Below are 23,837 nucleotides of genomic sequence, written 5' to 3'. Positions count from 1 at the left end.
GGGTCCGGGGCTCGGTGGGGACCGGATCCGGTCGGTGCAGTATCCCACCCCGCATGGGCCGGGGTTCCGATTCCGGGACGGATTCCGGGACACTGCAACCGGCTGTTCGTCCACGACGACCTCGACGCGGCGGTGTGCCGGGAAGGGTACGTCGACGGTGCACGCCCGCGGACGTGTGCGTCGGGTCTCCCGAGTTGAGTTTGCGGCGGCGGTCCTGCATACTGGTCGGGTTGCCTTGACCGGGTCATGGTTTTTTTGCGGCTCGGAACGGGTTGGTGTGACAGTCGCGGATCGAGCCTGACGGCCTGGTCGCGGCCACATGCAAGACGGAAGCAGTACCCCTGTGCGCCCGTATGGGTGCATCCGGTGGGTTCCCGCGGCATCGAGCTTCGGTGCCGGGGAATGAGCGGGAAGGCGACACGCCCGACCGCGTGGACCGGAGAACTATTGACAGATGAACAGCGGCAGCGGATCGGGTGCGTCCCGGTATCGCATCGTGTCAGTGCTGTTCTCGGTCGCCGTTCCGGTGGGGCTGTGCAGACGAGGTGGCTCCCGGCTCGTTCGGGTGCTACGAAACGCGGCAAGAAAAGGACACTAAGCGTGGCGGGACAGAAGATCCGCATCAGGCTCAAGGCCTATGACCACGAGGCGATCGACGCATCTGCGCGCAAGATCGTCGAGACGGTGACCCGTACGGGTGCCCGCGTGGTCGGCCCGGTGCCGTTGCCCACCGAAAAGAACGTGTACTGCGTCATCCGCTCGCCGCACAAGTACAAGGACTCGCGCGAGCACTTCGAGATGCGTACTCACAAGCGGCTGATCGACATCCTCGACCCGACGCCGAAGACGGTCGACGCGCTCATGCGCATCGACCTCCCGGCCAGCGTCGACGTCAACATTCAGTGAGCTCGTAGAAGACGCAGCGGAGATAACAAATGACTAACCAGATCAAGGGAATCCTGGGCACCAAGCTCGGCATGACCCAGGTCTTCGACGAGAACAACCGGGTCGTTCCGGTCACCGTCGTCAAGGCCGGACCGAACGTGGTCACGCAGATTCGCACCGAGGAGCGCGACGGCTACAACGCCGTGCAGCTCGCCTTCGGCGCCATCGACCCCCGCAAGGTGAACAAGCCGGTCTCCGGTCAGTTCGCCAAGGCCGGCGTGACCCCCCGCCGCCATCTCGTCGAGCTTCGTGTCGAGGACACCTCGGCCTACGAGATCGGCCAGGAGCTCACCGCAGAGGTCTTCGAGGACGGCGCGTTCGTCGACGTCACCGGCACCTCCAAGGGCAAGGGCTTCGCGGGCACCATGAAGCGCCACGGCTTCGCCGGCCAGGGTGCCTCGCACGGTGCGCAGGCCGTGCACCGTCGTCCCGGCTCCATCGGTGGCTGCGCCACCCCGGGCCGCGTGTTCAAGGGCACGCGCATGTCCGGCCGCATGGGTAGCGACCGCATCACGACGCAGAACCTCTCGGTCCACAAGGTGGACGCCGAGAACGGCCTGCTGCTGATCAAGGGTGCGATCCCGGGCCGCAAGGGCGGCGTCGTGATCGTCAAGACCGCAGTGAAGGGTGGTGCACGGGCATGACCAGCACCGAGACCGCAACCAAGCTGACGCTGGACGTCAAGGCGCCGGGTGGCAAGACCGACGGCACCGTCGATCTCCCCGCCGAGATCTTCGACGCTCCCGCCAACATCGCGCTGCTGCACCAGGTCGTCGTGGCACAGCTCGCCGCGGCTCGCCAGGGCACGCACGCCACCAAGACCCGCGGCGAGGTCCGCGGCGGTGGCAAGAAGCCGTACCGGCAGAAGGGCACCGGCCGCGCCCGTCAGGGTTCGACCCGCGCGCCTCAGTTCGCCGGCGGTGGCACGGTCCACGGACCGCAGCCGCGTGACTACAGCCAGCGCACGCCCAAGAAGATGAAGGCCGCCGCTCTCCGTGGTGCCCTCTCCGACCGGGCACGCAACGAGCGCATCCACGTGATCGCCGAGCTCGTCGCCGGGCAGACCCCGTCGACCAAGAGCGCACGCAGCTTCCTCGCGGAGCTGACCGATCGCAAGAACCTGCTCCTCGTCGTCGGCCGTGAGGATCTCGCGGCGTGGAAGAGCGTGCAGAACCTGCAGAACGTGCACCCGATCGCGCCGGATCAGCTGAACACCTACGACGTGCTCTACAGCGACGACGTCGTCTTCAGCGTCGAGGCGCTCAACACGTTCATCCACGGGCCGGCCGAGTCCGTGCAGCTCGCGAAGGAGGAGAGCAAGTGAGCACGATCGCCGATCCCCGCGACATCCTGCTGGCTCCGGTCATCTCCGAGAAGTCCTACGGGCTGATGGAGGAAGGCACCTACACCTTCCTGGTCCACCCGGACTCGAACAAGACGCAGATCAAGATTGCCGTCGAGAAGGTCTTCGGCGTCAAGGTGAGCAGCGTCAACACCGCCAACCGTCAGGGCAAGCGCAAGCGGACCCGGTTCGGTTACGGCAAGCGCAAGGACACCAAGCGCGCGCTCGTGACCCTCACCGCCGACAGCAAGCCCATCGAGATCTTCGGAGGCCCGGTCGCGTAAGCGGTCGGAACTCGAGAGATAGAGGACGAGAAGACTCATGGCAATTCGTAAGTACAAGCCGACTACCCCGGGTCGGCGCGGCGCGAGTGTCTCGGACTTCGCCGAGATCACTCGGTCGACGCCCGAGAAGTCGCTGATTCGCCCGCTGCACGGTCGCGGTGGTCGTAACGCGCACGGCCGCATCACCACCCGTCACAAGGGTGGCGGACACAAGCGCGCCTACCGCCTGATCGATTTCCGTCGCAACGACAAGGACGGCATCCCGGCCAAGGTCGCTCACATCGAGTACGACCCCAACCGCACCGCCCGCATCGCGCTGCTCCACTACGTGGACGGCGAGAAGCGCTACATCATCGCCCCCAAGGGCCTGGTGCAGGGCGCTCCCGTCGAGTCCGGCCCGACCGCGGACATCAAGCCCGGCAACAACCTGCCGCTGCGCAACATCCCGACCGGTACCACCATCCACGCGGTGGAGCTGCGTCCGGGTGGCGGCGCCAAGATGGCCCGTTCCGCCGGCGCGAGCATCCAGCTCCTCGGCAAGGAAGGCACCTACGCCACGCTGCGTATGCCGTCCGGTGAAATCCGTCGCGTCGACGTGCGCTGCCGCGCCACCGTCGGCGAGGTCGGCAACGCCGAGCAGTCGAACATCAACTGGGGCAAGGCCGGCCGTATGCGCTGGAAGGGCAAGCGCCCGACCGTCCGCGGTGTCGTGATGAACCCGGTCGACCACCCGCACGGCGGTGGTGAGGGCAAGACCTCGGGTGGTCGCCACCCGGTCAGCCCGTGGGGCAAGCCCGAGGGCCGCACCCGCAAGAACAAGGCGTCCGACAAGCTCATCGTCCGTCGTCGCCGTACCGGCAAGAAGCGCTAGTCAAGGAGGGAGTTAGAGAATGCCACGCAGCCTCAAGAAGGGCCCGTTCGTCGACGACCACCTCCTGGCGAAGGTGGATCTGCAGAACGAGAAGGGCACCAAGCAGGTCATCAAGACCTGGTCGCGCCGTTCCACTATCCTGCCCGATTTCATCGGTCACACGTTTGCCGTCCACGACGGCCGCAAGCACGTGCCGGTGTTCGTCTCGGACTCGATGGTCGGACACAAGCTCGGCGAGTTCGCGCCGACCCGTACGTTCAAGGGCCACATCAAGGACGACCGGAAGAGCAAGCGTCGATGAGCACTGAAACCACCAACCCCAGCGCTCGGGCTGTTGCGCGCCACGTGCGTGTGACCCCGATGAAGGCGCGTCGCGTCGTCGACATCGTTCGCGGCAAGTCGGTCGAGGACGCCCTCGCGATCCTCAAGTTCGCTCCGCAGGCCGCTGCCGAGCCGGTCGCCAAGGTGATCGCCTCCGCCGCTGCCAACGCGCAGAACAACCTGGACCTCGACCCCAGCACGCTCGTCGTCGCGACGGCGTACGTGGACGAGGGTGCGACCCTGAAGCGGTTCCAGCCGCGTGCCCAGGGCCGCGCGTTCCGGATCCGCAAGCGGACGAGCCACATCACCGTGATCGTCGAGAGCGTCGCCTCCCGGTCGACCGCGTCCAACCGTAACCGCCGGAAGGGAGCTCAGTAGTGGGCCAGAAAATCAACCCGCACGGCTTCCGCCTGGGCATCACCACCGACTGGAAGTCGCGTTGGTACGCGGACAAGCAGTACGCGGAGTACGTGAAGGAAGACGTCGCGATCCGTAAGTTCCTGGCCTCCGGCCTGGAGCGCGCGGGCATCGCGAAGGTCGAGATCGAGCGGACCCGGGACCGCGTGCGGGTGGACATCCACACCGCGCGTCCGGGCATCGTCATCGGCCGCCGCGGCGCCGAGGCCGATCGCATCCGCGCCGAGCTCGAGAAGCTGACCGGTAAGCAGGTCCAGCTGAACATCCTCGAGGTCAAGAACGCGGAGTCCGAGGCGCAGCTCGTCGCCCAGGGCGTTGCCGAGCAGCTCAGCAACCGTGTCGCGTTCCGTCGTGCGATGCGCAAGGCCATCCAGTCGGCCATGCGTCAGCCGAACGTCAAGGGCATCCGGGTGCAGTGCTCGGGCCGTCTCGGCGGCGCCGAGATGTCCCGCTCGGAGTTCTACCGTGAGGGTCGCGTTCCGCTGCACACGCTGCGTGCGGACATCGACTACGGCCTGTACGAGGCGAAGACCACCTTCGGTCGCATCGGCGTGAAGGTCTGGATCTACAAGGGCGACATCGTCGGTGGCCGTCGTGAGCTGGCCGCTGCTGCCGCTCCTGCGGATCGCCCGCGTCGCGAGCGCCCCAGCCGTCCGCGTCGTTCCGGTGCTTCGGGCACCACCGCGACGAGCACGGAAGCCGGCCGCGCCGCCTCCGCCGATGCACCCGCTTCGACTGAGAATCAGGAGGGCTGACGCATGTTGATCCCACGGCGGGTCAAGCACCGCAAGCAGCACCACCCGAGCCGTACGGGTGCCGCCAAGGGCGGAACCCAGGTGACCTTCGGTGAGTACGGAATCCAGGCTCTCGAGCCGGCCTACATCACCAACCGGCAGATCGAGTCCGCTCGTATCGCCATGACCCGGCACATCAAGCGTGGCGGCAAGATCTGGATCAACATCTTCCCGGATCGCCCGCTCACCAAGAAGCCGGCCGAAACCCGAATGGGTTCCGGTAAGGGTTCGCCCGAGTGGTGGGTCGCGAACGTCAAGCCCGGTCGCGTGCTGTTCGAGATGAGCTACCCGAACGAGGAGATTGCCCGCGAGGCGCTGCGCCGCGCGATGCACAAGCTCCCCTGCAAGTGCCGCATCGTGACGAGGGAGGAGCAGTTCTGATGGCTACCGGTACCCCCGCCGCGGAACTCCGCGAACTGAGCGACGCAGAACTGGCCGACAAGGTCCGTGAGTTCAAGGAAGAGCTGTTCAACCTGCGCTTCCAGATGGCGACCGGACAGTTGGACAACAACCGTCGCCTCCGCGTGGTGCGGAACGAAATTGCCCGGATCTACACGGTGCTGCGCGAGCGTGAGCTCGGCCTGTCCACCGGCCCGAATGCGGGTGACGTGGCATGAGTGAGGAAAAGGCAGTGAGCAAGAACGAAGAGCGCGCGAGCCGCAAGGTCCGCATCGGCTACGTCGTCTCGGACAAGATGGAAAAGACCATCGTGGTCGAGCTCGAGGACCGTGTGAAGCACCCGCTGTACGGCAAGATCATCCGCCGTACCACCAAGGTGAAGGCGCACGACGAGAACGGTCTGGCCGGCATCGGCGACCGCGTCCAGCTGATGGAGACGCGTCCGCTCTCCGCCAGCAAGCGTTGGCGTCTGGTCGAGGTGCTCGAGAAGGCCAAGTAGGCCTTTCTCCCGCACCGTCGGCGAGTTATCGACTACGGCACCCCGTCACCCGTTCTCCACGGGAGGCGGGGTGCCGTCGGTGTTCGGGGCGGCGTGACCGGCCGGAGCAGTGTGACCGGCCGGAGCAGCGTGACCGGCAAGGACAGGGGAGCGACCTCACAGTTCGCGAATTTGCCCTGCATGCGGTATATCGCCTACCCTGGACGGGTTGCTTCGCGGGACCCGTGTGTCTTTCGCACGTGCGCCGCGGGTAGCCGACGACCGCGTACGTCCAGGTCGGAAATCTGACGTACAAACCAATCCAGGTCAAGGAGAAGTTAGTGATCCAGCAGGAGTCGCGACTGCGCGTCGCCGACAACACGGGTGCCAAGGAGATTCTCTGCATCCGCGTTCTCGGTGGCTCGTCCCGTCGCTACGCCGGAATCGGCGACATCATCGTCGCCACCGTCAAGGACGCGATCCCCGGTGGCAACGTCAAGCGTGGCGACGTCGTCAAGGCCGTGGTCGTGCGCACCGTCAAGGAGCGCCGCCGGCCGGACGGCTCGTACATCAAGTTCGACGAGAACGCCGCGGTCATCATCAAGGGTGACAACGACCCGCGTGGCACCCGCATCTTCGGACCCGTCGGTCGCGAGCTTCGCGACAAGCGGTTCATGAAGATCGTCTCGCTCGCTCCGGAGGTGCTGTGATGAAGGTGCACAAGGGCGACACCGTGCTCGTGATCTCGGGTAAGGACAAGGGTGCCAAGGGCAAGGTCATCGCGGCCTTCCCGAAGGAGAACCGTGTCCTCGTCGAGGGCGTGAACCGGATCAAGAAGCACACGGCGGTCTCGGCCAACGAGCGCGGCGCCTCCTCCGGGGGCATCGTGACGCAGGAGGCCCCGATCCACGTTTCCAACGTCGCGGTCATCGACTCGGACGGCAACCCCACCCGCGTGGGATACCGGACCGACGAGGAGACCGGCAAGCGCGTTCGGATTTCCCGGAAGAACGGGAAGGACATCTGACATGACCACCACCGAGAACAAGACCCAGCCGCGCCTCAAGGCCCGCTACCGTGCCGAGGTCAAGGACGCGCTGCAGGCGGAGTTCGACTACGCCAACGTCATGCAGATCCCGGGCGTCGTCAAGGTCGTCGTGAACATGGGCGTCGGCGACGCCGCCCGCGACGCCAAGCTGATCAACGGCGCGGTCGCGGACCTGACCCTCATCACCGGTCAGAAGCCCGAGATCCGCAAGGCCCGCAAGTCCATCGCGCAGTTCAAGCTGCGTGAGGGCATGCCGATCGGTGCGCGCGTCACGCTGCGCGGCGACCGCATGTGGGAGTTCCTGGACCGTCTCGTGTCCATCGCGCTTCCCCGTATCCGGGACTTCCGCGGCCTCAACGGCAACCAGTTCGACGGAAACGGCAACTACACGTTCGGCCTGAACGAGCAGTCGATGTTCCACGAGATCGACGTGGACAAGATCGACCGCCCCCGCGGCATGGACATCACCGTCGTGACCACCGCTACCAACAACGAAGAAGGCCGTGCCCTGCTCAAGCACCTCGGCTTCCCGTTCAAGGAGAACTGAGCCCATGGCTAAGAAGGCACTGGTCAACAAGGCCAACAAGAAGCCGAAGTTCGCGGTTCGCGCCTACACCCGCTGCCAGCGTTGCGGCCGTCCGCACGCTGTGTTCCGCAAGTTCGGACTCTGCCGTGTCTGCCTTCGCGAGATGGCACACCGCGGTGAACTTCCCGGGGTTCACAAGAGCTCCTGGTGACGTGAACGGCGGGCGGGTCGCCACTGCGTGACCCGCCCGTCCTCACACCCGTCAGGGGTCCGATTCGTTCTCGCAGATCGGACCCGCACGAAACCAAGTTCGTTGTAGGCCCACGGCCGGAACCGCGACCACGTCGCGGCGTCGGTGTTGTATGGGAACCGCAGCGAGAAAGGTGAACAGGTCAGCTATGACCATGACCGACCCCATCGCAGACTTCTTGACGCGTCTGCGCAACGCCAACACGGCGTACCACGATCAGGTGAAGCTGCCCCACTCGAAGATCAAGGCGAACATCGCCGAGATCCTCAAGCGTGAGGGCTACATCGCCGACTTCCGCACCGAGGATGCCGAGGTGGGCAAGACCCTCGTCGTCGACCTCAAGTACGGGCCTTCCCGCGAGCGCAGCCTCGCCGGTGTGCGCCGCGTGTCGAAGCCCGGCCTGCGCGTGTACGCGAAGTCCACCAACCTGCCCAAGGTCCTGGGCGGCCTCGGCGTGGCGATCATCTCCACGTCCTCCGGCCTGCTCACCGATCGCCAGGCGGCCAAGCAGGGAGTGGGCGGGGAAGTCCTCGCCTACGTCTGGTAAGGGAGGCCAACACATGTCGCGTATCGGAAAGATTCCCGTTACCGTCCCCGCCGGCGTCGAGGTGACCATCGACGGCCAGGACGTCGCCGTCAAGGGCCCCAAGGGCAACCTGTCGCTGACGATCGCCGAGCCCATCGCCATCGCGAAGGGTGAGGACGGCGCGCTCCAGGTCACCCGCCCCAACGACGAGCGTCGCAGCCGTGCGCTGCACGGTCTGTCGCGCACCCTCGTGCAGAACCTCATCGTCGGTGTGACCCAGGGCTACACCACCAAGATGGAGATCTTCGGCGTCGGTTACCGCGTGGCGCTCAAGGGCAAGGACCTCGAGTTCTCGCTCGGCTACAGCCACCCGGTGCTCATCGAGGCCCCGGAGGGCATCACCTTCGCGGTCGAGACCCCGACGAAGTTCTCGATCTCGGGTATCGACAAGCAGCAGGTCGGCCAGATCGCGGCCAACATCCGTCGTCTGCGCAAGTCCGACCCCTACAAGGGCAAGGGCATCCGCTACGAGGGTGAGCAGGTCCGTCGCAAGGTCGGAAAGACGGGTAAGTGATCATGAGCGAGCAGACAGAGAACCAGAAGGCCAAGCGCATCCCGCGTGGCAAGGACGTGTCCACCACGCGCCGGCTGTCGAAGACGCGTCGTCACTTCCGTCTCCGCAAGAAGATCTCGGGCACCGCAGATCGTCCGCGTCTCGTCGTCAACCGGTCGTCGCGTCACCTGCACGCGCAGCTGGTCAACGACCTGACGGGTACGACCATCGCAGCTGCGTCGACGATCGAAGCCGATGTCCGCGCCCTCGAGGGCGACAAGAAGGCCCGTGGCGCCAAGGTCGGTCAGCTGATCGCCGAGCGCGCGAAGGCTGCGGGCGTGGAAGCTGTGGTCTTCGACCGCGGTGGCCACACCTACAGCGGCCGCATCGCGGCCCTCGCGGACGCGGCTCGCGAAGGCGGGTTGAAGTTCTGATGACCATTTTTTCGAACGGAAGGAACGCCTGATGCCGGGACGTCAGCGGCGTGACGGCGGCAACGGCCCCGCCGGACAGAGTGGCCCCAACACCGGGGACAACCGTGGTGGTCGCGACCGCCGCGATCGCGACTCGCGTGGCGGCGCAGCCGCCGAGAAGTCGAACTACATCGAGCGTGTCGTCTCGATCAACCGTGTGTCGAAGGTCGTCAAGGGCGGTCGTCGCTTCAGCTTCACCGCTCTGGTGATCGTGGGCGACGGCAACGGCCTGGTCGGCGTCGGCTACGGCAAGGCCAAGGAAGTTCCCGCGGCCATTCAGAAGGGTGTCGAGGAGGCTCGCAAGGGCTTCTTCCGCGTCCCGCTCATCGGCAAGACCATCACCCACCCGGTGCAGGGTGAGGCCGCTGCAGGTGTCGTCCTGCTGCGTCCCGCCAGCCCCGGTACCGGTGTGATCGCCGGTGGCGCGGTGCGTGCCGTGCTCGAGTGCGCGGGCATCCAGGACATCCTGTCGAAGTCGCTCGGCTCCGACAATGCCATCAACGTCGTGCACGCGACCGTGGCTGCCCTCAAGCAGCTGCAGCGTCCGGAGGAAGTCGCGGCTCGCCGCGGTCTGGCCCTCGAGGACGTGGCTCCGGCCGGCATGCTGCGTGCACGTGCACAGGCTGCTGGGAGCGTGAACTAATGGCAGAGCTGAAGATCACCCAGATCAAGAGCACCATCGGCGCCAAGTCGAACCAGCGTGACAGCCTGCGCACCCTCGGCCTGCGGAAGATCCGCCAGTCCGTCGTGCGTGAGGACAACGCGCAGAACCGCGGCTTGATCAACGTGGTGCGTCACCTCGTCACGGTTGAGGAGGTCTGAGAATGACCATCAAGCTGCACCACCTGCGTCCCGCTCCGGGCGCGAAGACGGACAAGACCCGCGTCGGCCGCGGTGAAGGTTCGAAGGGCAAGACCGCAGGCCGCGGTACGAAGGGCACCAAGGCGCGTAAGAACGTCTCGGCGGCCTTCGAGGGTGGCCAGATGCCGCTGCACATGCGGCTTCCGAAGCTCAAGGGCTTCAAGAACGCCTTCCGCACCGAGTACCAGGTCGTCAACGTCGGCGACATCGCTCGTGTGTTCCCCGAGGGCGGCACCATCGGCGTCGACGAGCTCGTCGCCAAGGGCCTGGTTCGCAAGAACCAGCTCGTGAAGGTGCTCGGCGAGGGCGAGATCTCCGTGGCCGCTCAGGTGACCGCGGACAAGTTCTCCGGCTCCGCCAAGGAGAAGATCACCGCAGCCGGCGGCACCGCGACCGTTCAGGCCTGACCTGTTCGCTCGTGCCCGTGCACGGCTCTCGAACGGCCGCGCTGCAGCTACTGCTGCGGTGCGGCCGTTCGTCGTTTCGGGTTGCTGACGTACCCTTACGGGCACGTCCTTGCGCCCGCGTGGCCCGGCCTCGGTCCACGCGCTCGGTGTCGTGCGAGGCCCCCTCGCGTGGTCGCCGCACCGGGCCGCACTGTTAGAGTTCAAGAGTTGTCCACCGTCCGACGGGTGGTACCCATCGCCCCGTCGCCCCCGCCCGGCCTGCCAGGAGGATCTTTGCTTTCCGCCTTCGTTTCGGCCCTCAGGACCCCGGACCTGAGGCGGAAGATCCTCATTGCGATCGGTCTGGTCGCGTTGTACCGGCTCGGTGCGACGCTGCCGTCCCCGGGCGTCGACTACGGAAACGTCCGCGCCTGCATCGACCAGATCTCCGGTGGCGAACAGGCGGGCATCTACTCGCTGATCAACCTGTTCTCCGGCGGCGCGCTACTGCAGCTGTCGGTGTTCGCGATCGGCATCATGCCGTACATCACCGCCAGCATCATCGTGCAGCTGCTCACCGTCGTGATTCCCCGGTTCGAGGAACTACGCAAGGAGGGCCAGGCCGGTCAGGCGAAGATGACGCAGTACACCCGCTACCTGGCGATCGCGCTGGCGGTGCTGCAATCGACCGGCATCGTGGCTCTCGCCGCGCGAGGGCAGCTCCTGCAAGGATGTGCCGAACCGATCCTGGCCGACGACAGTATCTTCGGCATGGTCGTCATCGTGCTCGTGATGACCGCGGGTGCGGCACTGGTCATGTGGTTCGGTGAGCTCATCACCGAGCGGGGTGTCGGCAACGGCATGTCGCTGCTGATCTTCGCCGGTATCGCGTCGCGCCTGCCGTCCGAGGGCAACATGATCCTCGAATCCCGCGGTGGCCTCGTCTTCGCGCTCGTGTGCGTCGTCGCGCTGGCGATCATCACCGGCGTCGTGTTCGTCGAGCAGGGTCAGCGCCGGATCCCGGTGCAGTACGCCAAGCGCATGGTCGGGCGCCGCATGTACGGCGGCTCGTCCACCTACCTGCCGCTGAAGGTCAACCAGGCCGGCATCATCCCGGTGATCTTCGCGTCGTCCCTGCTGTACCTGCCGAACCTCATCGCGCAGCTCACCGGTGCGAGCACGGCGACCGATCCGAGTTGGTGGCAGCGGTTCATCAACGAGTACCTCGTCAATCCGAACAACCCCGTCTACATCGCGATCTACTTCGCGCTGATCGTGTTCTTCGTCTTCTTCTACGTCGCGATCACCTTCAATCCGGAGGAACGCGCCGACGAGATGAAGAAGTACGGCGGGTTCATCCCCGGTATCCGTCCCGGCCGACCCACCGCGGACTACCTCACGTACGTGCTCAATCGCATCACCGTGCCGGGCGCGCTGTACCTGGGTCTCATCGCCACGCTTCCGCACTTCTTCCTGTCCGGTAGCCAGACCGCGTCGAGCATCTTCGGCGGCGCAGCGGTGCTCATTCTCGTCAGTGTCGCGCTGGACACTGTCAAGCAGATCGAAAGTCAACTCATGCAGCGCAACTACGAAGGGTTCCTCAAGTGAGACTTGTACTCCTCGGTCCTCCCGGTGCCGGCAAGGGCACGCAGGCCGCAATCCTGTCGGAGAAGCTCGGCGTCCCTGCCATTTCGACCGGCGATCTCTTCCGCGCCAACATCGGCCAGGGCACCCCGCTCGGCGTCGAGGCCAAGAAGTACATCGACGCCGGCGAGCTCGTGCCGGCCGAGATCACCAACAACATGGTGCGCGCCCGCCTCGCCGAGCCCGACGCGGCGAACGGCTTCCTGCTCGACGGGTTCCCCCGCAGCGTGGAACAGGCTCGCGAACTCGAGTCGATCCTGAAGGATCTCGACACCGCCCTCGACGGCGTGCTGTCCTTCGAGATCGACGAGGACATCGTCGTCGAGCGGATGCTCGCCCGTGGTCGCGCCGACGACAAGGAAGACGTGATCCGCAACCGCCTCCGGGTGTACCGCGAGGAGACCGCGCCGCTGCTCGACTACTACGCCGATTCGCTCGTCACGGTCGATGCGGTCGGTGAGGTCGAGGAGATCAACGCCCGCGCACTCGCTGCGCTCGGCAAGTAACAAGCAGGACCGAGGAGTTCGACATGGGTTTCGGGCGCAAGCGCAAGGTCGTCCCGTTCCGCACGTCCGGTGAACTGGACGCGATGGCGGCTGCGGGCGCGATCGTCGGGGCCGCGCTGGTCGCGGTGCGCGACGCCGCGAAGCCCGGTGTCAGCACCCTCGAGCTCGACCAGGTGGCGGAGGCGGTCATTCGCGATGCGGGGGCCGTCCCGTCGTTCCTGGGCTACCACGGGTTCACCGGTTCGATCTGCTCGTCGGTGAACGACCGCGTCGTGCATGGCATCCCGTCCGCCGACGACGTCCTCGCCGAGGGCGACCTGGTGTCCATCGACTGCGGGGCGATCCTCGACGGATGGCACGGCGATTCGGCGTGGACGTTCGGCGTCGGCGAGTTGTCGCAGGCCGACGCCGATCTGAGCGAGGCGACGCGGCTGTCGATGGAGGCCGGCATCGCCGCGATGCTTCCCGGCAACCGGCTCACCGACGTCTCGCACGCGATCGAACTGGGCACCCACGCCGCGGAGAAGCTGCACGGTCGCAGCTACGGGATCGTCGACGGGTACGGCGGTCACGGCATCGGCCGCGAAATGCACATGGACCCGTTCCTGCCGAACGAGGGCGCGCCCGGCAAGGGACCGCGTCTGGTCGTCGGATCGGTGCTCGCGATCGAGCCGATGCTCACCCTCGGCACGTACGACACCGAAGTGCTCGAGGACAAGTGGACCGTCGTGACCACCGACGGCAGCCGGGCCGCGCACTGGGAGCACACCGTCGCGGTCACCGAGGACGGCCCCCGCATCCTCACGCTCCGCCCCGAGTAGTCGCCGACCCCTGATTTCCCGAGCGAAGGTACCGTTCGCTCGGTTGAAGGAGATGAACGGTACATTCGCTCGGATGGGGGAGCGGGCTCACACCTCGAGCAGGAGGGTCACCGGGCCGTCGTTGACGAGGCTGACCTCCATGTGCGCGCCGAACACTCCGGTGGCCACCTCGGCTCCGAGGGCGCGCAGGGCCGCGACGAACTCGTCGACGAGCGGTTCGGCGACCGGGCGCGGAGCCGCCGCCGACCACGACGGGCGCCGGCTCTTCCGGGTGTCGGCCATCAGCGTGAACTGGCTGACGACCAGCAGCGGAGCACCCAGATCGGACGCGGACTTCTCGTCCTCGAGGATCCGCATCGTCCACACCTTCCGGGCCAGGGTCGCGGCCTTCGCGGCGTCGTCGTCGTGCGTGACGCCGACGAGAACGAGCAGTCCGTGTCCGCCTTCGACGGGGGAGATGCGCGCGACCTCGGTGCCGTCCACCGACACCGCCGCCGTCGTGACCCGTTGAACCAGTGCCCGCACCCGCGGTCCTCCTCATGTCGGCTTATTTGGCCAGGTGGGAAACTTCCCGTACGATTGATCGGTGGTGCGCTCTGCGCCCGGTGATCGGCTTGCCCGTGAACCGGTTCCAGCCGAGCGTCACGGTATCGGATGCCGATGCAACCACACACCGAACGACGGATCGCGGAGGATATGGCTAAGAAAGACGGGGCAATCGAGGTCGAAGGCCGTGTTGTCGAACCGTTGCCCAATGCGATGTTCCGCATTGAGCTCGAGAACGGTCACAAGGTCTTGGCTCACATCAGTGGCAAGATGCGCCAGCACTACATCCGCATCCTGCCCGAGGACCGGGTTGTCGTGGAGCTCTCCCCCTACGACCTGTCGCGCGGACGCATCGTCTACCGCTACAAGTAAGAGCTTCCCCGGCTACACGGTCGGGGAGAACCATGTCTTCGACACGGTCTTTTGCCGTGTCCGGGGGCGTACATACAGGAGATCGGACGCACGTGAAGGTTCAGCCTAGCGTCAAGAAGATCTGCGAGAAGTGCAAGGTGATCCGCCGCAACGGCCGGGTCATGGTGATCTGCGAGAACCTGCGTCACAAGCAGCGTCAGGGCTAGATCGACTCTTCTTCGCGAAGATCGGCTTGGCAACAAGCAGCTCGGCAACGAGCACGAAGACCTTCCAGCACCAGTCGCACGGTTACGATTCCCGATTCGTCGGGAAGCTGTGCGATCAACCCCCGGTTCGGAGGCCGGGGCCCCACTGTGTTTGTCGACACACAGTTTCTTCGACGCAGGGGACGGGCTGGGAGCAGACCTCCGCACACCGAAAAGGAATGCCACTCATGGCACGTCTCGCAGGTGTCGATCTTCCCCGCGAAAAGCGGATGGAGATCGCACTGACCTACATCTACGGCATCGGCCGTACCCGCTCCAAGGAGATCCTGGCGGCAACCGGCGTGAGCCCGGACCTGCGCAGCAAGGACCTCTCGGACGAGGACCTGGCGAAGCTCCGCGAGTACATCGAGGAGTCCTACAAGGTCGAGGGTGACCTCCGCCGCGAGGTCCAGGCGGACATCCGCCGCAAGATCGAGATCGGCTGCTACCAGGGCCTGCGACACCGTCGTGGTCTGCCCGTGCGTGGACAGCGCACCAAGACCAACGCCCGCACCCGTAAGGGTCCGAAGCGCACCGTCGCAGGAAAGAAGAAGTAATGCCTCCCAAGTCACGCAGCACCGGTCCCAAGAAGACCCAGAAGGCACGGCGCAGGGACAAGAAGAACGTTCCGCACGGCGCTGCTCACATCAAGAGCACCTTCAACAACACGATCGTGTCCATCACGGACCCGCAGGGCAACGTGATCTCCTGGGCGTCCTCCGGCCACGTCGGCTTCAAGGGCTCGCGCAAGTCGACCCCGTTCGCCGCGCAGCTCGCCGCCGAGAACGCCGCCCGCAAGGCGCAGGAGCACGGTGTCAAGAAGGTCGACGTCTTCGTGAAGGGCCCGGGCTCGGGCCGCGAGACGGCGATCCGTTCCCTCCAGGCCGCGGGCCTCGAGGTCGGCACCATCTCCGACGTCACCCCCCAGCCGCACAACGGCTGCCGTCCGCCGAAGCGGCGTCGGGTCTAACGGGAAAGGAATAGGTACTAGAAAATGGCACGTTATACCGGTCCCGTTACCCGCAAGTCGCGTCGTCTCCGTGTCGACCTCGTCGGAGGCGACCAGGCGTTCGAGCGTCGCCCCTACCCGCCGGGCCAGCACGGCCGCGCGCGGATCAAGGAGAGCGAATACCTGCTCCAGCTGCAGGAGAAGCAGAAGGCCCGCTTCTCCTACGGCATCATGGAGAAGCAGTTCCGCCGCTACTACGAGGAAGCCGCCTCCCGTCCCGGTAAGACCGGTGAGGTTCTGCTGACCATCCTCGAGTCGCGTCTGGACAACGTCGTCTACCGTGCCGGCCTCGCCCGCACGCGTCGTCAGGCACGTCAGCTCGTCTCGCACGGCCACTTCCTGGTGAACGGCAAGAAGGTCGACATCCCGAGCTACCGCGTCTCCCAGTACGACATCATCGATGTCCGCGAGAAGTCGCTGAGCACGCTGCCGTTCCAGGTCGCCCGCGAGACCCTGGGCGAGCGCCCGGTTCCGGGTTGGCTGCAGGTCGTCGGTTCGCGTCTGCGGGTGCTGATCCACCAGCTCCCCGAGCGCGCGCAGATCGACATCCCGCTGCAGGAACAGCTGATCGTCGAGTACTACTCGAAGTAAGGCGCACATGCGCTGCGGTGTTCTTCCGACCCGGTTCTTCGGAGTCACGGCCGGGAGAACACCGCATCCCACGAGGGCGTCATATAGCGGACGCCCACAAGGAGGCAACTCATGCTCATTTCGCAGCGACCCACGCTGACCGAAGAAGTCATCGCCGACAACCGCTCGAAGTTCGTCATCGAGCCGCTCGAGCCTGGCTTCGGGTACACCCTCGGCAACTCGCTTCGTCGCACCCTGCTGTCCTCGATCCCGGGCGCGGCCGTCACCAGCATCCGCATCGACGGCGTGCTCCACGAGTTCACCACCGTCCCCGGTGTGAAGGAGGATGTCACCGACATCATCCTGAACCTCAAGGGCCTCGTGGTGTCCTCGGACGAGGACGAGCCGGTCACCATGTACGTCCGCAAGCAGGGCCCCGGAACCGTGACCGCGGCTGACATCGTGCCCCCGGCCGGTGTCACCGTCCACAACCCGGACCTGCACATCGCCACCCTGAACGACAAGGGCAAGCTGGAGATCGAGCTCGTCGTCGAGCGCGGTCGCGGCTACGTCCCGGCCGTGCAGAACAAGGCGTCCGGCGCCGAGATCGGCCGTATCCCGGTCGACTCGATCTACTCGCCGGTGCTCAAGGTGACGTACAAGGTGGAGGCGACCCGCGTCGAGCAGCGCACCGACTTCGATCGGCTGATTCTCGACGTGGAGACCAAGAACTCGATCACCGCGCGGGACGCGCTCGCTTCGGCGGGCAAGACCCTGGTGGAGCTCTTCGGTCTGGCTCGTGAGCTGAACGTCGAAGCAGAAGGCATCGAGATCGGTCCCTCGCCCGCCGAGGCCGACCACATCGCCTCCTTCGGACTTCCCATCGAGGATCTGGACCTGACGGTCCGGTCCTACAACTGCCTCAAGCGCGAAGGTGTCCACACCGTCGGCGAGCTCGTGGCACGCACGGAGTCCGACCTGCTCGACATCCGCAACTTCGGTCAGAAGTCCATCGACGAGGTCAAGGTCAAGCTGCACTCGCTCGGCCTGTCGCTCAAGGACAGCCCCGCATCGTTCGACCCGAGCACCGTGGCCGGCTACGACGCCGCCACCGGTACCTGGAGCGACACCGATGCCGGTTCCTTCGGCGACACCGACGGCAACGAGGACTACGCCGAGACCGAGCAGCTGTAGCAGCTCACGGTCCGTTACTAGGAGAAAATCATGCCCAAGCCCAAGAAGGGCGCCCGCTTCGGCGGGTCGGCCTCGCACCAGAAGGCGATCATGGCCAACCTGGCCACCGCCCTCTTCGAGCACGGCCGCATCACCACCACCGAGGCCAAGGCCAAGGCTCTGCGTCCCTACGCGGAGAAGCTCGTCACGCACGCGAAGACCGGCACGCTGGCCTCGCGTCGTGAGGTGCTGAAGGTCATCCGCAACAAGGACGTCGTGCACGCCCTGTTCGCGGAGATCGGTCCGTTCTACGAGGACCGCAACGGCGGCTACACCCGCATCATCAAGACCGTTCCCCGCAAGGGTGACAACGCTCCGATGGCGATCATCGAGCTCGTCAAGGAGAAGACGGTCACCTCCGAGGCCGATCGCGCTCGCCGCGTCGCCGCCTCGCAGGCCGCCGAGGAGAACGTCGTCGAGGCTGTCGAAGCCGACGCGACCGACGCCGAGGTCGAGAACGCGGACGCCGTCGTCGAGGGTATCGAGGACAGCACCGCGACGGCCGCCGACGCCGACGAGGCCAAGAAGGACTAGTCCACTTGGTTTCGGCATCCGCTGATGCGAACGAACCCGTCGTCCCCTCGGGGGACGGCGGGTTCGCCGCATCCGAGCCCGGGGACATCACCCGGCTCCGACTCGACATCGCCTACGACGGCACCGACTTCTCCGGCTGGGCCCGGCAGCCCGGCCTGCGCACCGTGTGCGGAGAGATCGAGGAGAGACTCTCCGCGATCGTGCGCACCCCCGTCCTGCTGACGGTCGCCGGGCGCACCGACGCCGGCGTGCACGCCTCCGGACAGGTCGCCCACGTCGACGTGCCCACCTCCGCCCTGCCCGAAGACCCGTCCCGCTGGGTGCGGCGCCTCGCCCGCTTCCTTCCCAAGGACGTGCGCGTCACCGCGATCTCGATCGCCCCCGAACACTTCGACGCCCGGTTCTCGGCGATCCGGCGGCACTACGAGTACCGCGTCACCACCGCCGTGTACGGGGCGCAGCCGCTGCGCGCCCGCGACACCGTCGCGTGGCCGAAGGCCGTCGACCTCGACGCGATGCAGCGGGCGTCGGCGTCGCTGCTCGGCCTGCACGACTTCGCGGCGTTCTGCAAGCGACGCGAGGGCGCGACCACCGTCCGCGAACTGCAGCGCTACGAGTGGACCCGGGACGGCGACATCCTCACCGCCCACGTGAGTGCCGACGCGTTCTGCTGGTCGATGGTGCGCAGCCTCGTCGGCGCCGCCCTCGCGGTGGGTGAAGGCCGGCGGACCGTCGAATGGATGACCGGTCTGCTCGACGAGCGCGAACGCGCGGCGTCGGTCGCGGTCGCGCCGGCGCACGGCCTGTCGCTCGTCGGGGTGGACTATCCCGCCGACGAGGACCTCGCCGCCCGGAACGCGGCGACCCGCGAGGTGCGCGGCCCGATCGCCCCGGGGTGCTGTTAGGGGGCTTCGCCCCCGGTGTTCCTTCGTGGCGGCAGGGGCCGCCGGAAAGGCACACGGCACCAACAGGACACCGAGTGGTTGGATACAGCCATGGACGGGACCGAGCCGATCAAGCTGGACATCATCGTGGCGAGTGTGCGCGCAGGACGTGTCGCTCCTGTCGTCGCGAACTGGTTCGCGGACACCGCGCGCCGGCGATCCGAATTCGACGTCGGGATTCTCGATCTCGCCGATACCCCACTGCCGCAGGATCTGTCCGGGGGAGCCGAGGCCGAGGCGTTCACCCGCCGGATCGGTGCCGCTGAGGCGTTCGTGATCGTCACCTCCGAGTACAACCACGGCTATCCGGCGTCGCTCAAGACCGCGATCGACACCGTCAAACACGAATGGCGCACCAAGCCGGTCGGATTCGTCGCCTACGGCGGGCTGTCCGGAGGGCTGCGGGCCGTCGAGCAACTCCGCCAGGTGCTGATCGAGGTGCACATGGTGCCGGTCCGCGAATCCGTGAGCTTCCACCGCGTCAAGCACGCATTCGCCGCCGACGGCAGCACCTCCGACGGCGCCGCGATCGATGCGGCCGAGCGGATGCTCGACGAAATCGCATGGTGGGCACGCACCGTGCGGGCCGGGCGGAAGACCGAACCCTATCCGGGCTGACGCGCCCTGATCGGGGACTTCAGCGGGCGGGAGCCGGTTCTGCCGTGCGGGGCCGGCCGATGTGCGCCGTTTCGGCGGCGATGGTCACCAGCGTCAACGCGGTGCGCCGCGAGCCGGCGGTGAGTATCACCCGGTTGCCCACGGCACCCGGCTGCACGAGTGTCAGATCGGGGCGCTCGCGCGGCCACTGATCCGGATGGGTGTGCACGTGCAGTGCGGTGACGTGCGGCGGCACGGTCGCCGGTCGCACGCCGTCGTAGACGACCGTGTCGAACTCGACGTCGCCGGGATGGCGGCCCGCCCGGCGCAGCCGATCCGGACCGGCCGCGCCGTCGAGTAGCGGCTGCCACGCCTGCGGACGGTCGGTGTGGACGACGACCCGGGCGCCGACCGCGACCGCCCGGAACACGATCTGCAGTGCCAGATACAGTTCCCCGGCCACGTGCACCGAGCGCACGCCCGCACCCGTCAGCCGCGCGGCGACCGCCTTCCCGGATTCGTCGGATCCGATGAGCTGGCCGCATCCGGCAACCGGCAGCGCCAGCGCGTCGAGATCCGCGGTCGTCAGGGAGCGCGGCATCGTCAGATTCTCGAGTCCCGGCACGGCGAGCGGCAACGCGGCCACGAGAGCGGCACGGTCGCGGCCCCGCACCGGACGCATTCCCGGCGCGGCGAGCGGCTCGGCGGAGCGTGTCGTGGTTCGCACGAGTGCGCCGGCCCGGACCCGGTCCGGTGTCGAACCCGGCCGCAGCCGCACCGTCACAGTGGACGAAATCGACGGAAGCGACCAGAACCCGGTCAACGTCGCACGATCGAGCCGGCGCGGCTCGACGACTCCGCCGCTGTCGAATCCGCCGGGCAACGGGACGTACCGCCAGTGCCTTTCGAGCTCGGCGGGATCGACACCCCGGGTGATGCGCGCGACCGCGGCATCGATCTCGGAGGAGCGGAGAATCCTTGTGTGCAGACCGGATTCACCCAGGATGCGCTCGAGTCGTTGCGCAGCGACCGTGATCGTCCGGGCGGCCCCTTCGACGCCTCCGCCGCGCCGCGCGACGGCGTCCCGGCACCGGGACACGTCGAGCCGCAACGCAAGTCGTACCGTGCACACCGATGCAGCCGGGAGCGGCCCGACGAGCTGTGCGTAGACCCGGCCGGCCGGCGTCGTGTCGAGGACGCGCCGACCGTGCGCGACGACGTCGATCGCGTCGAGGGTGACGTCGTGGTGCGAGAGGCCCCGCGCGATCGCCGCGAGCGGCAGCACCCGGCCCGGCGCGGCACGGTCGCGATCGAGGCGAGCGCTGTCGGCAGGCGGGGGAAGAACTTCGAGTACCGCGCTCAGACAGGTGCCGTCCCGGATCAGTCCGATACAGCCGGATCCGAGGGGGTGATCGACCGGCCGCCCCGGCCGCCGGTATCGCCCGCTGAAGTACAGCCACAGCACCACCGCGAGGTCGGGCACACCGCGACCGCGGATGCGCACGAGTACCACCGCGGCGACGCACACCGCAACGGCGGCGACGATCGCCACGGGTGCACCGGCCGACGCCACGGCCACCCCCGCCGCCGCGGCGACACACTGGGCGGCCACGAGCCTTACGAGGCCCGTCCCTTGTGCCCGTGCGGATTCCACTCGATCCATCGCTGTTCCCCCGACTCCGGCCGAGGCGGACCGCAGGGCCCACCCGACATTCCCCGAGCGAACTGTACTGTGTTGCGGCAGGGGGCGTGCGGTACGGGGGAGGAAGCATGGCAGCGCAACCCACCACGCGGTGGCAGGTCAGCGGTTACCGATTCCTGGTGCGGCGCATGGAGCATGCGCTGGTCCGCCGGGACGTGCGGATGATCGGCGACCCGATGCGTTCGCAGGCGCGGGCACTCGCGGTCGGTGCCGTCGTTGCATGTCTCGTTCTCGCCGGGTGCGCGGCGCTGGCATTGTTCCGGCCACAGGACAAGATCGGCAACGCCGCCATCGTGATCGGCCGCGACTCCGGGGCGATGTTCGTCGCCGTCGACGGTGCGTTCCATCCGGTGCTCAACCTGGCTTCGGCGCGCCTCGTGCTGGGCAACGCAGCCGAACCGGCAGTGGTCGCGGACGAGGAGTTCGCGACGCGACCGCGCGGCCCGCTCGTCGGCATCCCCGGGGCCCCGTCCGCTCTGGCGCTCCGCTCCGGCGACGATCCGTGGACCGTGTGTGACACGGTTGCGGCTGAAACTCAGTCGACGACAACGACTCTCGTCGTCGGAACACCCGAGTACGGTGATCGGATCGGCGTCCTCGACGATGAAGCACTGCTCGTCGCCGCCGGAGGAACGCACTACCTGATCTACGACGGGACACGAGCGGAGATCGACCTGCACGACCGCGCGCTGACCCGCGTGCTCGGCATCGACGAGACGATGGTGCGCCCGGCAGGGGCCGGACTGATCGAGGTGATCCCGGAGGTGCCACGCCTGACCGCACCCCTCATCGCAGCAGCCGGCACCGAACCCGATTATCCCATCGACGGATTGACGGTGGGCTCGGTGGTCGCGATGGCCGAGCCGGACGGTCGCCGCTACTACGTCGTGCTGCGTGACGGGGTGCAGGAGGTGTCCGAGGCCACCGCCCAGATCATCCATTACTCGGATTCGCAAGGCGCCGCGGAGATTCCGATCGTCCCTCCGGATACGACCAACCAGGCACCGACGGTGCACGAACTGGCGGTCGACACGTTCCCGCAGACGGTCCCGTCGATCGTCGACGCGGCCGCCCGGCCGGTTCGTGCGCACCCATTCGGTGGTGGCCGCGTTGCCGACCGCGGTGTCGTTGCGGGGTTTCCCCGTGGTCGCGATCGACGGTGACCGGGATGCCGCGCGGCGGCTCACCCGGGCGATGCTGGTGCAGCTGTGCACCTTTCACGGACCGGATGTGCTGCAGGTCGCGGTGGTGTGCGGCCCCGACACCGCCGCGGAGTGGGAATGGGTGAAATGGCTTCCCCACGCCCAGCATCCGGAGATGCGCGATGGAGCGGGAAGCGCACGGACCGTATTCGGTTCGATGCTCGAGCTCGAGACGGTCTTCGGACAGCAACTGGCGATGCGCGGTCGTTTCGCGCGCAACGCCCCCGCGGTCGAGGGCGTACCGCAGATCGTCGTCGTGGTCGACGGCGGCGTCCACGGGTCCGGTTCCGGTGTATTCGACGACGGCGGGATCGATTCGGTCGTGGTGCTCGATCTGTGCCGCTTCGTGCCTCGGCTCGCCGCGACGCGCGGACTCCAGCTGGTCATCGACGGCAGCGAGTCGGACGGCGAGGATCTGGGTGCCCGCGCGGGCAGCACGGTGGAGACGTTCGCGCGGGCGGACGGCCTGAGCGTCGCGCAGGCGCAGACCATGGCACGGCGTCTGGCGCCCTACCGTATCTCCGCGGTGACGGCCGGTGACAACGGAGGTGGCGACGAACGGCCGTCTACTTGGCAGGACCTGCTCGGTCTCGGCGATCCGGCGCATTTCGATCCCGACCGGGCGTGGGTGCCGCGTCGGGGCCGGGACCGGCTGCGGGTCCCCATCGGTGTCGGTGTCGACGGTGCCCCCGTCGAACTGGATCTGAAGGAAGCCGCGGAGAACGGCATGGGGCCGCACGGATTGTGTATCGGCGCTACGGGCTCCGGAAAATCCGAGTTCTTGCGCACACTGGTGCTCGGTCTGATCGCGACACACGCACCCGACGCGTTGAACCTCGTGCTCGTCGACTTCAAGGGTGGCGCCACGTTCCTCGGCCTGGATCGGGCACCGCACGTGGCCGCCGTCATCACCAACCTCGCCGACGAACTGGCGATGGTGGACCGGATGAAGGATGCCCTCGAGGGCGAGATGAATCGCAGGCAGGAATTACTGCGCGCGGCAGGCAATTTCGCGAACGTGGGTGACTACGAGCGGGCACGGGCGTCGGGCGCGCCGCTGGCGCCGCTGCCCGCGCTGTTCGTCGTCGTCGACGAGTTCTCCGAATTGCTCACCCAGCAACCGGATTTCGCCGATCTGTTCGCCGCCATCGGCCGGCTCGGCCGTTCGCTGCACATGCACCTGCTGCTCGCCAGCCAGCGGCTCGACGAGGGTCGGTTGCGCGGTCTCGACAGTCATCTGTCCTACCGAATCGGTCTGAAGACGTTCTCGGCGAACGAATCCCGCAGTGTCCTCGGTGTCCCGGACGCCTACCACCTGCCGTCGTCGCCGGGTGCCGGCTATCTCAAGTGCGATTCCGCGGAGATCGTGCGGTTCGCCGCGGCCTACGTCTCCGGCCCCTACGAACCCGGCCGCGCCACACATCGGAGTCCCGGCACG

General features: G+C 67.1%; 36 protein-coding genes and 1 pseudogene. 35 read left to right on the top strand and 2 right to left on the bottom strand.

What is annotated here, in order from left to right; all coding sequences use genetic code 11:
* Positions 1-600: 600 nt before the first annotated feature.
* The 24 genes from rpsJ to map all read left to right on the top strand — a co-directional run bounded on the left by rpsJ (position 601) and on the right by map (position 13,445).
* Positions 601-906 (top strand): 30S ribosomal protein S10, encoded by a 306-nt coding sequence (gene rpsJ / locus ACN675_RS12370; protein WP_003938093.1) that lies wholly within the window; start codon positions 601-603, stop codon positions 904-906.
* A 29-nt stretch (positions 907-935) separates the two neighbouring features.
* Complete coding sequence (gene rplC, locus ACN675_RS12365; protein ID WP_420751122.1) at positions 936-1,589, top strand: 50S ribosomal protein L3; 654 nt, start codon at positions 936-938, stop codon at positions 1,587-1,589.
* A complete protein-coding gene (gene rplD / locus ACN675_RS12360) occupies positions 1,586-2,269 on the top strand; it encodes a 50S ribosomal protein L4 (RefSeq protein ID WP_420751121.1) in 684 nt (227 codons plus the stop codon). The genes rplC and rplD overlap by 4 nt, the downstream gene beginning before the upstream one ends.
* Positions 2,266-2,571, top strand: a complete 306-nt coding sequence (gene rplW / locus ACN675_RS12355; protein ID WP_197257056.1) for a 50S ribosomal protein L23 — start codon at positions 2,266-2,268, stop codon at positions 2,569-2,571. The genes rplD and rplW overlap by 4 nt, the downstream gene beginning before the upstream one ends.
* A gap of 37 nt (positions 2,572-2,608) precedes the next feature.
* Complete coding sequence (gene rplB / locus ACN675_RS12350) at positions 2,609-3,442, top strand: 50S ribosomal protein L2 (RefSeq protein WP_169685525.1); 834 nt, start codon at positions 2,609-2,611, stop codon at positions 3,440-3,442.
* 19 nt (positions 3,443-3,461) lie between these two features.
* Positions 3,462-3,743, top strand: a complete 282-nt coding sequence (gene rpsS / locus ACN675_RS12345; RefSeq protein WP_068163597.1) for a 30S ribosomal protein S19 — start codon at positions 3,462-3,464, stop codon at positions 3,741-3,743.
* Positions 3,740-4,141, top strand: coding sequence for a 50S ribosomal protein L22 (rplV, locus tag ACN675_RS12340; protein ID WP_068163599.1), 402 nt, complete (start codon positions 3,740-3,742; stop codon positions 4,139-4,141). The genes rpsS and rplV overlap by 4 nt, the downstream gene beginning before the upstream one ends.
* Positions 4,141-4,935 carry a 30S ribosomal protein S3 gene (rpsC, locus tag ACN675_RS12335; protein ID WP_197257053.1) on the top strand — a complete coding sequence of 265 codons (795 nt, stop codon included), beginning with the start codon at positions 4,141-4,143 and terminating at the stop codon, positions 4,933-4,935. The genes rplV and rpsC overlap by 1 nt, the downstream gene beginning before the upstream one ends.
* Positions 4,936-4,938: 3 nt before the next feature.
* A complete protein-coding gene (gene rplP / locus ACN675_RS12330) occupies positions 4,939-5,355 on the top strand; it encodes a 50S ribosomal protein L16 (protein ID WP_068163605.1) in 417 nt (138 codons plus the stop codon).
* Positions 5,355-5,591, top strand: a complete 237-nt coding sequence (gene rpmC, locus ACN675_RS12325; protein WP_068163609.1) for a 50S ribosomal protein L29 — start codon at positions 5,355-5,357, stop codon at positions 5,589-5,591. Before rplP ends, rpmC begins: the two co-directional genes overlap by 1 nt.
* Entirely contained in the window at positions 5,588-5,872 is a 285-nt protein-coding gene (gene rpsQ / locus ACN675_RS12320) for a 30S ribosomal protein S17 (protein WP_197257052.1), read from the top strand. The genes rpmC and rpsQ overlap by 4 nt, the downstream gene beginning before the upstream one ends.
* Positions 5,873-6,192: 320 nt before the next feature.
* A complete protein-coding gene (gene rplN / locus ACN675_RS12315; RefSeq protein WP_068163686.1) occupies positions 6,193-6,561 on the top strand; it encodes a 50S ribosomal protein L14 in 369 nt (122 codons plus the stop codon).
* Entirely contained in the window at positions 6,561-6,878 is a 318-nt protein-coding gene (gene rplX / locus ACN675_RS12310; protein ID WP_420751120.1) for a 50S ribosomal protein L24, read from the top strand. The genes rplN and rplX overlap by 1 nt, the downstream gene beginning before the upstream one ends.
* Before the next feature lies 1 nt (position 6,879).
* Complete coding sequence (rplE, locus tag ACN675_RS12305) at positions 6,880-7,446, top strand: 50S ribosomal protein L5 (RefSeq protein WP_420751119.1); 567 nt, start codon at positions 6,880-6,882, stop codon at positions 7,444-7,446.
* A gap of 4 nt (positions 7,447-7,450) precedes the next feature.
* Entirely contained in the window at positions 7,451-7,636 is a 186-nt protein-coding gene (locus ACN675_RS12300; protein ID WP_006947159.1) for a type Z 30S ribosomal protein S14, read from the top strand.
* 187 nt (positions 7,637-7,823) lie between these two features.
* Positions 7,824-8,222: a 30S ribosomal protein S8 gene (gene rpsH, locus ACN675_RS12295; protein WP_068163625.1), complete on the top strand. Its 399-nt coding sequence runs from the start codon at positions 7,824-7,826 to the stop codon at positions 8,220-8,222.
* Positions 8,223-8,235: 13 nt separating this feature from the next.
* Entirely contained in the window at positions 8,236-8,775 is a 540-nt protein-coding gene (gene rplF / locus ACN675_RS12290; protein WP_420751118.1) for a 50S ribosomal protein L6, read from the top strand.
* Positions 8,776-8,777: 2 nt separating this feature from the next.
* On the top strand, positions 8,778-9,188 hold the full coding sequence (gene rplR / locus ACN675_RS12285) for a 50S ribosomal protein L18 (RefSeq protein ID WP_248675545.1): 411 nt from the start codon (positions 8,778-8,780) through the stop codon (positions 9,186-9,188).
* Between the two features lie 31 nt (positions 9,189-9,219).
* Positions 9,220-9,870 carry a 30S ribosomal protein S5 gene (gene rpsE / locus ACN675_RS12280; protein WP_197257047.1) on the top strand — a complete coding sequence of 217 codons (651 nt, stop codon included), beginning with the start codon at positions 9,220-9,222 and terminating at the stop codon, positions 9,868-9,870.
* Positions 9,870-10,049, top strand: coding sequence for a 50S ribosomal protein L30 (gene rpmD / locus ACN675_RS12275; protein ID WP_006554593.1), 180 nt, complete (start codon positions 9,870-9,872; stop codon positions 10,047-10,049). The genes rpsE and rpmD overlap by 1 nt, the downstream gene beginning before the upstream one ends.
* Positions 10,050-10,051: 2 nt before the next feature.
* The gene (gene rplO, locus ACN675_RS12270; RefSeq protein ID WP_068163632.1) at positions 10,052-10,495 is read left to right on the top strand and encodes a 50S ribosomal protein L15; all 444 of its coding nucleotides are present in this window, start codon (positions 10,052-10,054) and stop codon (positions 10,493-10,495) included.
* A 273-nt stretch (positions 10,496-10,768) separates the two neighbouring features.
* Positions 10,769-12,082, top strand: coding sequence for a preprotein translocase subunit SecY (gene secY / locus ACN675_RS12265; protein WP_420751117.1), 1,314 nt, complete (start codon positions 10,769-10,771; stop codon positions 12,080-12,082).
* On the top strand, positions 12,079-12,624 hold the full coding sequence (locus tag ACN675_RS12260) for an adenylate kinase (protein ID WP_197257043.1): 546 nt from the start codon (positions 12,079-12,081) through the stop codon (positions 12,622-12,624). The genes secY and ACN675_RS12260 overlap by 4 nt, the downstream gene beginning before the upstream one ends.
* A 23-nt stretch (positions 12,625-12,647) precedes the next feature.
* On the top strand, positions 12,648-13,445 hold the full coding sequence (gene map / locus ACN675_RS12255; protein WP_420751116.1) for a type I methionyl aminopeptidase: 798 nt from the start codon (positions 12,648-12,650) through the stop codon (positions 13,443-13,445).
* A gap of 87 nt (positions 13,446-13,532) precedes the next feature.
* On the opposite strand, the gene dtd is transcribed toward map, so the two are convergent.
* Positions 13,533-13,970, bottom strand: coding sequence for a D-aminoacyl-tRNA deacylase (dtd, locus tag ACN675_RS12250; protein WP_420751115.1), 438 nt, complete (start codon positions 13,968-13,970; stop codon positions 13,533-13,535).
* Positions 13,971-14,141: 171 nt separating this feature from the next.
* Here dtd and infA point away from each other — a divergent pair, with 171 nt between their 5' ends.
* From infA to ACN675_RS12205, 9 genes are all read left to right on the top strand, one after another.
* Positions 14,142-14,363, top strand: coding sequence for a translation initiation factor IF-1 (gene infA, locus ACN675_RS12245; protein WP_003418601.1), 222 nt, complete (start codon positions 14,142-14,144; stop codon positions 14,361-14,363).
* Positions 14,364-14,455: 92 nt separating this feature from the next.
* Positions 14,456-14,569: a 50S ribosomal protein L36 gene (gene rpmJ / locus ACN675_RS12240; protein ID WP_003938068.1), complete on the top strand. Its 114-nt coding sequence runs from the start codon at positions 14,456-14,458 to the stop codon at positions 14,567-14,569.
* Positions 14,570-14,796: 227 nt separating this feature from the next.
* Positions 14,797-15,165: a 30S ribosomal protein S13 gene (gene rpsM / locus ACN675_RS12235; RefSeq protein WP_197257037.1), complete on the top strand. Its 369-nt coding sequence runs from the start codon at positions 14,797-14,799 to the stop codon at positions 15,163-15,165.
* Complete coding sequence (gene rpsK, locus ACN675_RS12230) at positions 15,165-15,578, top strand: 30S ribosomal protein S11 (RefSeq protein ID WP_006554585.1); 414 nt, start codon at positions 15,165-15,167, stop codon at positions 15,576-15,578. The genes rpsM and rpsK overlap by 1 nt, the downstream gene beginning before the upstream one ends.
* A 24-nt stretch (positions 15,579-15,602) precedes the next feature.
* The gene (rpsD, locus tag ACN675_RS12225) at positions 15,603-16,208 is read left to right on the top strand and encodes a 30S ribosomal protein S4 (RefSeq protein ID WP_420751114.1); all 606 of its coding nucleotides are present in this window, start codon (positions 15,603-15,605) and stop codon (positions 16,206-16,208) included.
* Between the two features lie 111 nt (positions 16,209-16,319).
* Complete coding sequence (locus tag ACN675_RS12220; RefSeq protein WP_197257027.1) at positions 16,320-17,381, top strand: DNA-directed RNA polymerase subunit alpha; 1,062 nt, start codon at positions 16,320-16,322, stop codon at positions 17,379-17,381.
* Between the two features lie 30 nt (positions 17,382-17,411).
* Positions 17,412-17,954: a 50S ribosomal protein L17 gene (gene rplQ / locus ACN675_RS12215; protein ID WP_197257025.1), complete on the top strand. Its 543-nt coding sequence runs from the start codon at positions 17,412-17,414 to the stop codon at positions 17,952-17,954.
* A 5-nt stretch (positions 17,955-17,959) separates the two neighbouring features.
* Positions 17,960-18,859, top strand: a complete 900-nt coding sequence (gene truA / locus ACN675_RS12210; RefSeq protein WP_420751113.1) for a tRNA pseudouridine(38-40) synthase TruA — start codon at positions 17,960-17,962, stop codon at positions 18,857-18,859.
* 90 nt (positions 18,860-18,949) lie between these two features.
* Positions 18,950-19,516 carry an NADPH-dependent FMN reductase gene (locus ACN675_RS12205; RefSeq protein ID WP_197252004.1) on the top strand — a complete coding sequence of 189 codons (567 nt, stop codon included), beginning with the start codon at positions 18,950-18,952 and terminating at the stop codon, positions 19,514-19,516.
* Between the two features lie 19 nt (positions 19,517-19,535).
* Here the strand turns inward: ACN675_RS12205 and eccE are convergent, their stop codons facing one another.
* Positions 19,536-21,107, bottom strand: a complete 1,572-nt coding sequence (eccE, locus tag ACN675_RS12200; RefSeq protein ID WP_420751112.1) for a type VII secretion protein EccE — start codon at positions 21,105-21,107, stop codon at positions 19,536-19,538.
* A 158-nt stretch (positions 21,108-21,265) separates the two neighbouring features.
* On the opposite strand from eccE, the gene eccB reads away from it, so the two are divergent.
* Complete coding sequence (gene eccB / locus ACN675_RS12195; RefSeq protein WP_420751111.1) at positions 21,266-22,360, top strand: type VII secretion protein EccB; 1,095 nt, start codon at positions 21,266-21,268, stop codon at positions 22,358-22,360.
* Positions 22,275-23,837, top strand: a pseudogene (gene eccCa / locus ACN675_RS12190) (type VII secretion protein EccCa); the annotation flags it as partial. The gene eccB and the pseudogene eccCa, both read left to right, overlap by 86 nt.

The organism is Rhodococcus sp. O3, assembly GCF_048897285.1.
Taxonomy (GTDB): domain Bacteria; phylum Actinomycetota; class Actinomycetes; order Mycobacteriales; family Mycobacteriaceae; genus Rhodococcus.
The sequence above is the reverse complement of the archived record's forward strand: the minus strand, read 5'-3'. Positions and strand labels throughout refer to the sequence as shown.

What these genes read in the sequence shown, in the direction of transcription:
- rplC (WP_420751122.1), top strand. Translation starts at nt 936, where the DNA reads ATGACTAACCAGATCAAGGGAATCCTGGGCACCAAGCTCGGCATGACC.
- rplD (WP_420751121.1), top strand. Translation starts at nt 1,586, where the DNA reads ATGACCAGCACCGAGACCGCAACCAAGCTGACGCTGGACGTCAAGGCG.
- rplB (WP_169685525.1), top strand. Translation starts at nt 2,609, where the DNA reads ATGGCAATTCGTAAGTACAAGCCGACTACCCCGGGTCGGCGCGGCGCG.
- rpsS (WP_068163597.1), top strand. Translation starts at nt 3,462, where the DNA reads ATGCCACGCAGCCTCAAGAAGGGCCCGTTCGTCGACGACCACCTCCTG.
- rplV (WP_068163599.1), top strand. Translation starts at nt 3,740, where the DNA reads ATGAGCACTGAAACCACCAACCCCAGCGCTCGGGCTGTTGCGCGCCAC.
- rplP (WP_068163605.1), top strand. Translation starts at nt 4,939, where the DNA reads ATGTTGATCCCACGGCGGGTCAAGCACCGCAAGCAGCACCACCCGAGC.
- rpmC (WP_068163609.1), top strand. Translation starts at nt 5,355, where the DNA reads ATGGCTACCGGTACCCCCGCCGCGGAACTCCGCGAACTGAGCGACGCA.
- rpsQ (WP_197257052.1), top strand. Translation starts at nt 5,588, where the DNA reads ATGAGTGAGGAAAAGGCAGTGAGCAAGAACGAAGAGCGCGCGAGCCGC.
- rplX (WP_420751120.1), top strand. Translation starts at nt 6,561, where the DNA reads ATGAAGGTGCACAAGGGCGACACCGTGCTCGTGATCTCGGGTAAGGAC.
- rplE (WP_420751119.1), top strand. Translation starts at nt 6,880, where the DNA reads ATGACCACCACCGAGAACAAGACCCAGCCGCGCCTCAAGGCCCGCTAC.
- ACN675_RS12300 (WP_006947159.1), top strand. Translation starts at nt 7,451, where the DNA reads ATGGCTAAGAAGGCACTGGTCAACAAGGCCAACAAGAAGCCGAAGTTC.
- rpsH (WP_068163625.1), top strand. Translation starts at nt 7,824, where the DNA reads ATGACCATGACCGACCCCATCGCAGACTTCTTGACGCGTCTGCGCAAC.
- rplF (WP_420751118.1), top strand. Translation starts at nt 8,236, where the DNA reads ATGTCGCGTATCGGAAAGATTCCCGTTACCGTCCCCGCCGGCGTCGAG.
- rplR (WP_248675545.1), top strand. Translation starts at nt 8,778, where the DNA reads ATGAGCGAGCAGACAGAGAACCAGAAGGCCAAGCGCATCCCGCGTGGC.
- rpsE (WP_197257047.1), top strand. Translation starts at nt 9,220, where the DNA reads ATGCCGGGACGTCAGCGGCGTGACGGCGGCAACGGCCCCGCCGGACAG.
- rpmD (WP_006554593.1), top strand. Translation starts at nt 9,870, where the DNA reads ATGGCAGAGCTGAAGATCACCCAGATCAAGAGCACCATCGGCGCCAAG.
- rplO (WP_068163632.1), top strand. Translation starts at nt 10,052, where the DNA reads ATGACCATCAAGCTGCACCACCTGCGTCCCGCTCCGGGCGCGAAGACG.
- map (WP_420751116.1), top strand. Translation starts at nt 12,648, where the DNA reads ATGGGTTTCGGGCGCAAGCGCAAGGTCGTCCCGTTCCGCACGTCCGGT.
- infA (WP_003418601.1), top strand. Translation starts at nt 14,142, where the DNA reads ATGGCTAAGAAAGACGGGGCAATCGAGGTCGAAGGCCGTGTTGTCGAA.
- rpsM (WP_197257037.1), top strand. Translation starts at nt 14,797, where the DNA reads ATGGCACGTCTCGCAGGTGTCGATCTTCCCCGCGAAAAGCGGATGGAG.
- rpsK (WP_006554585.1), top strand. Translation starts at nt 15,165, where the DNA reads ATGCCTCCCAAGTCACGCAGCACCGGTCCCAAGAAGACCCAGAAGGCA.
- rpsD (WP_420751114.1), top strand. Translation starts at nt 15,603, where the DNA reads ATGGCACGTTATACCGGTCCCGTTACCCGCAAGTCGCGTCGTCTCCGT.
- ACN675_RS12220 (WP_197257027.1), top strand. Translation starts at nt 16,320, where the DNA reads ATGCTCATTTCGCAGCGACCCACGCTGACCGAAGAAGTCATCGCCGAC.
- rplQ (WP_197257025.1), top strand. Translation starts at nt 17,412, where the DNA reads ATGCCCAAGCCCAAGAAGGGCGCCCGCTTCGGCGGGTCGGCCTCGCAC.
- ACN675_RS12205 (WP_197252004.1), top strand. Translation starts at nt 18,950, where the DNA reads ATGGACGGGACCGAGCCGATCAAGCTGGACATCATCGTGGCGAGTGTG.
- eccB (WP_420751111.1), top strand. Translation starts at nt 21,266, where the DNA reads ATGGCAGCGCAACCCACCACGCGGTGGCAGGTCAGCGGTTACCGATTC.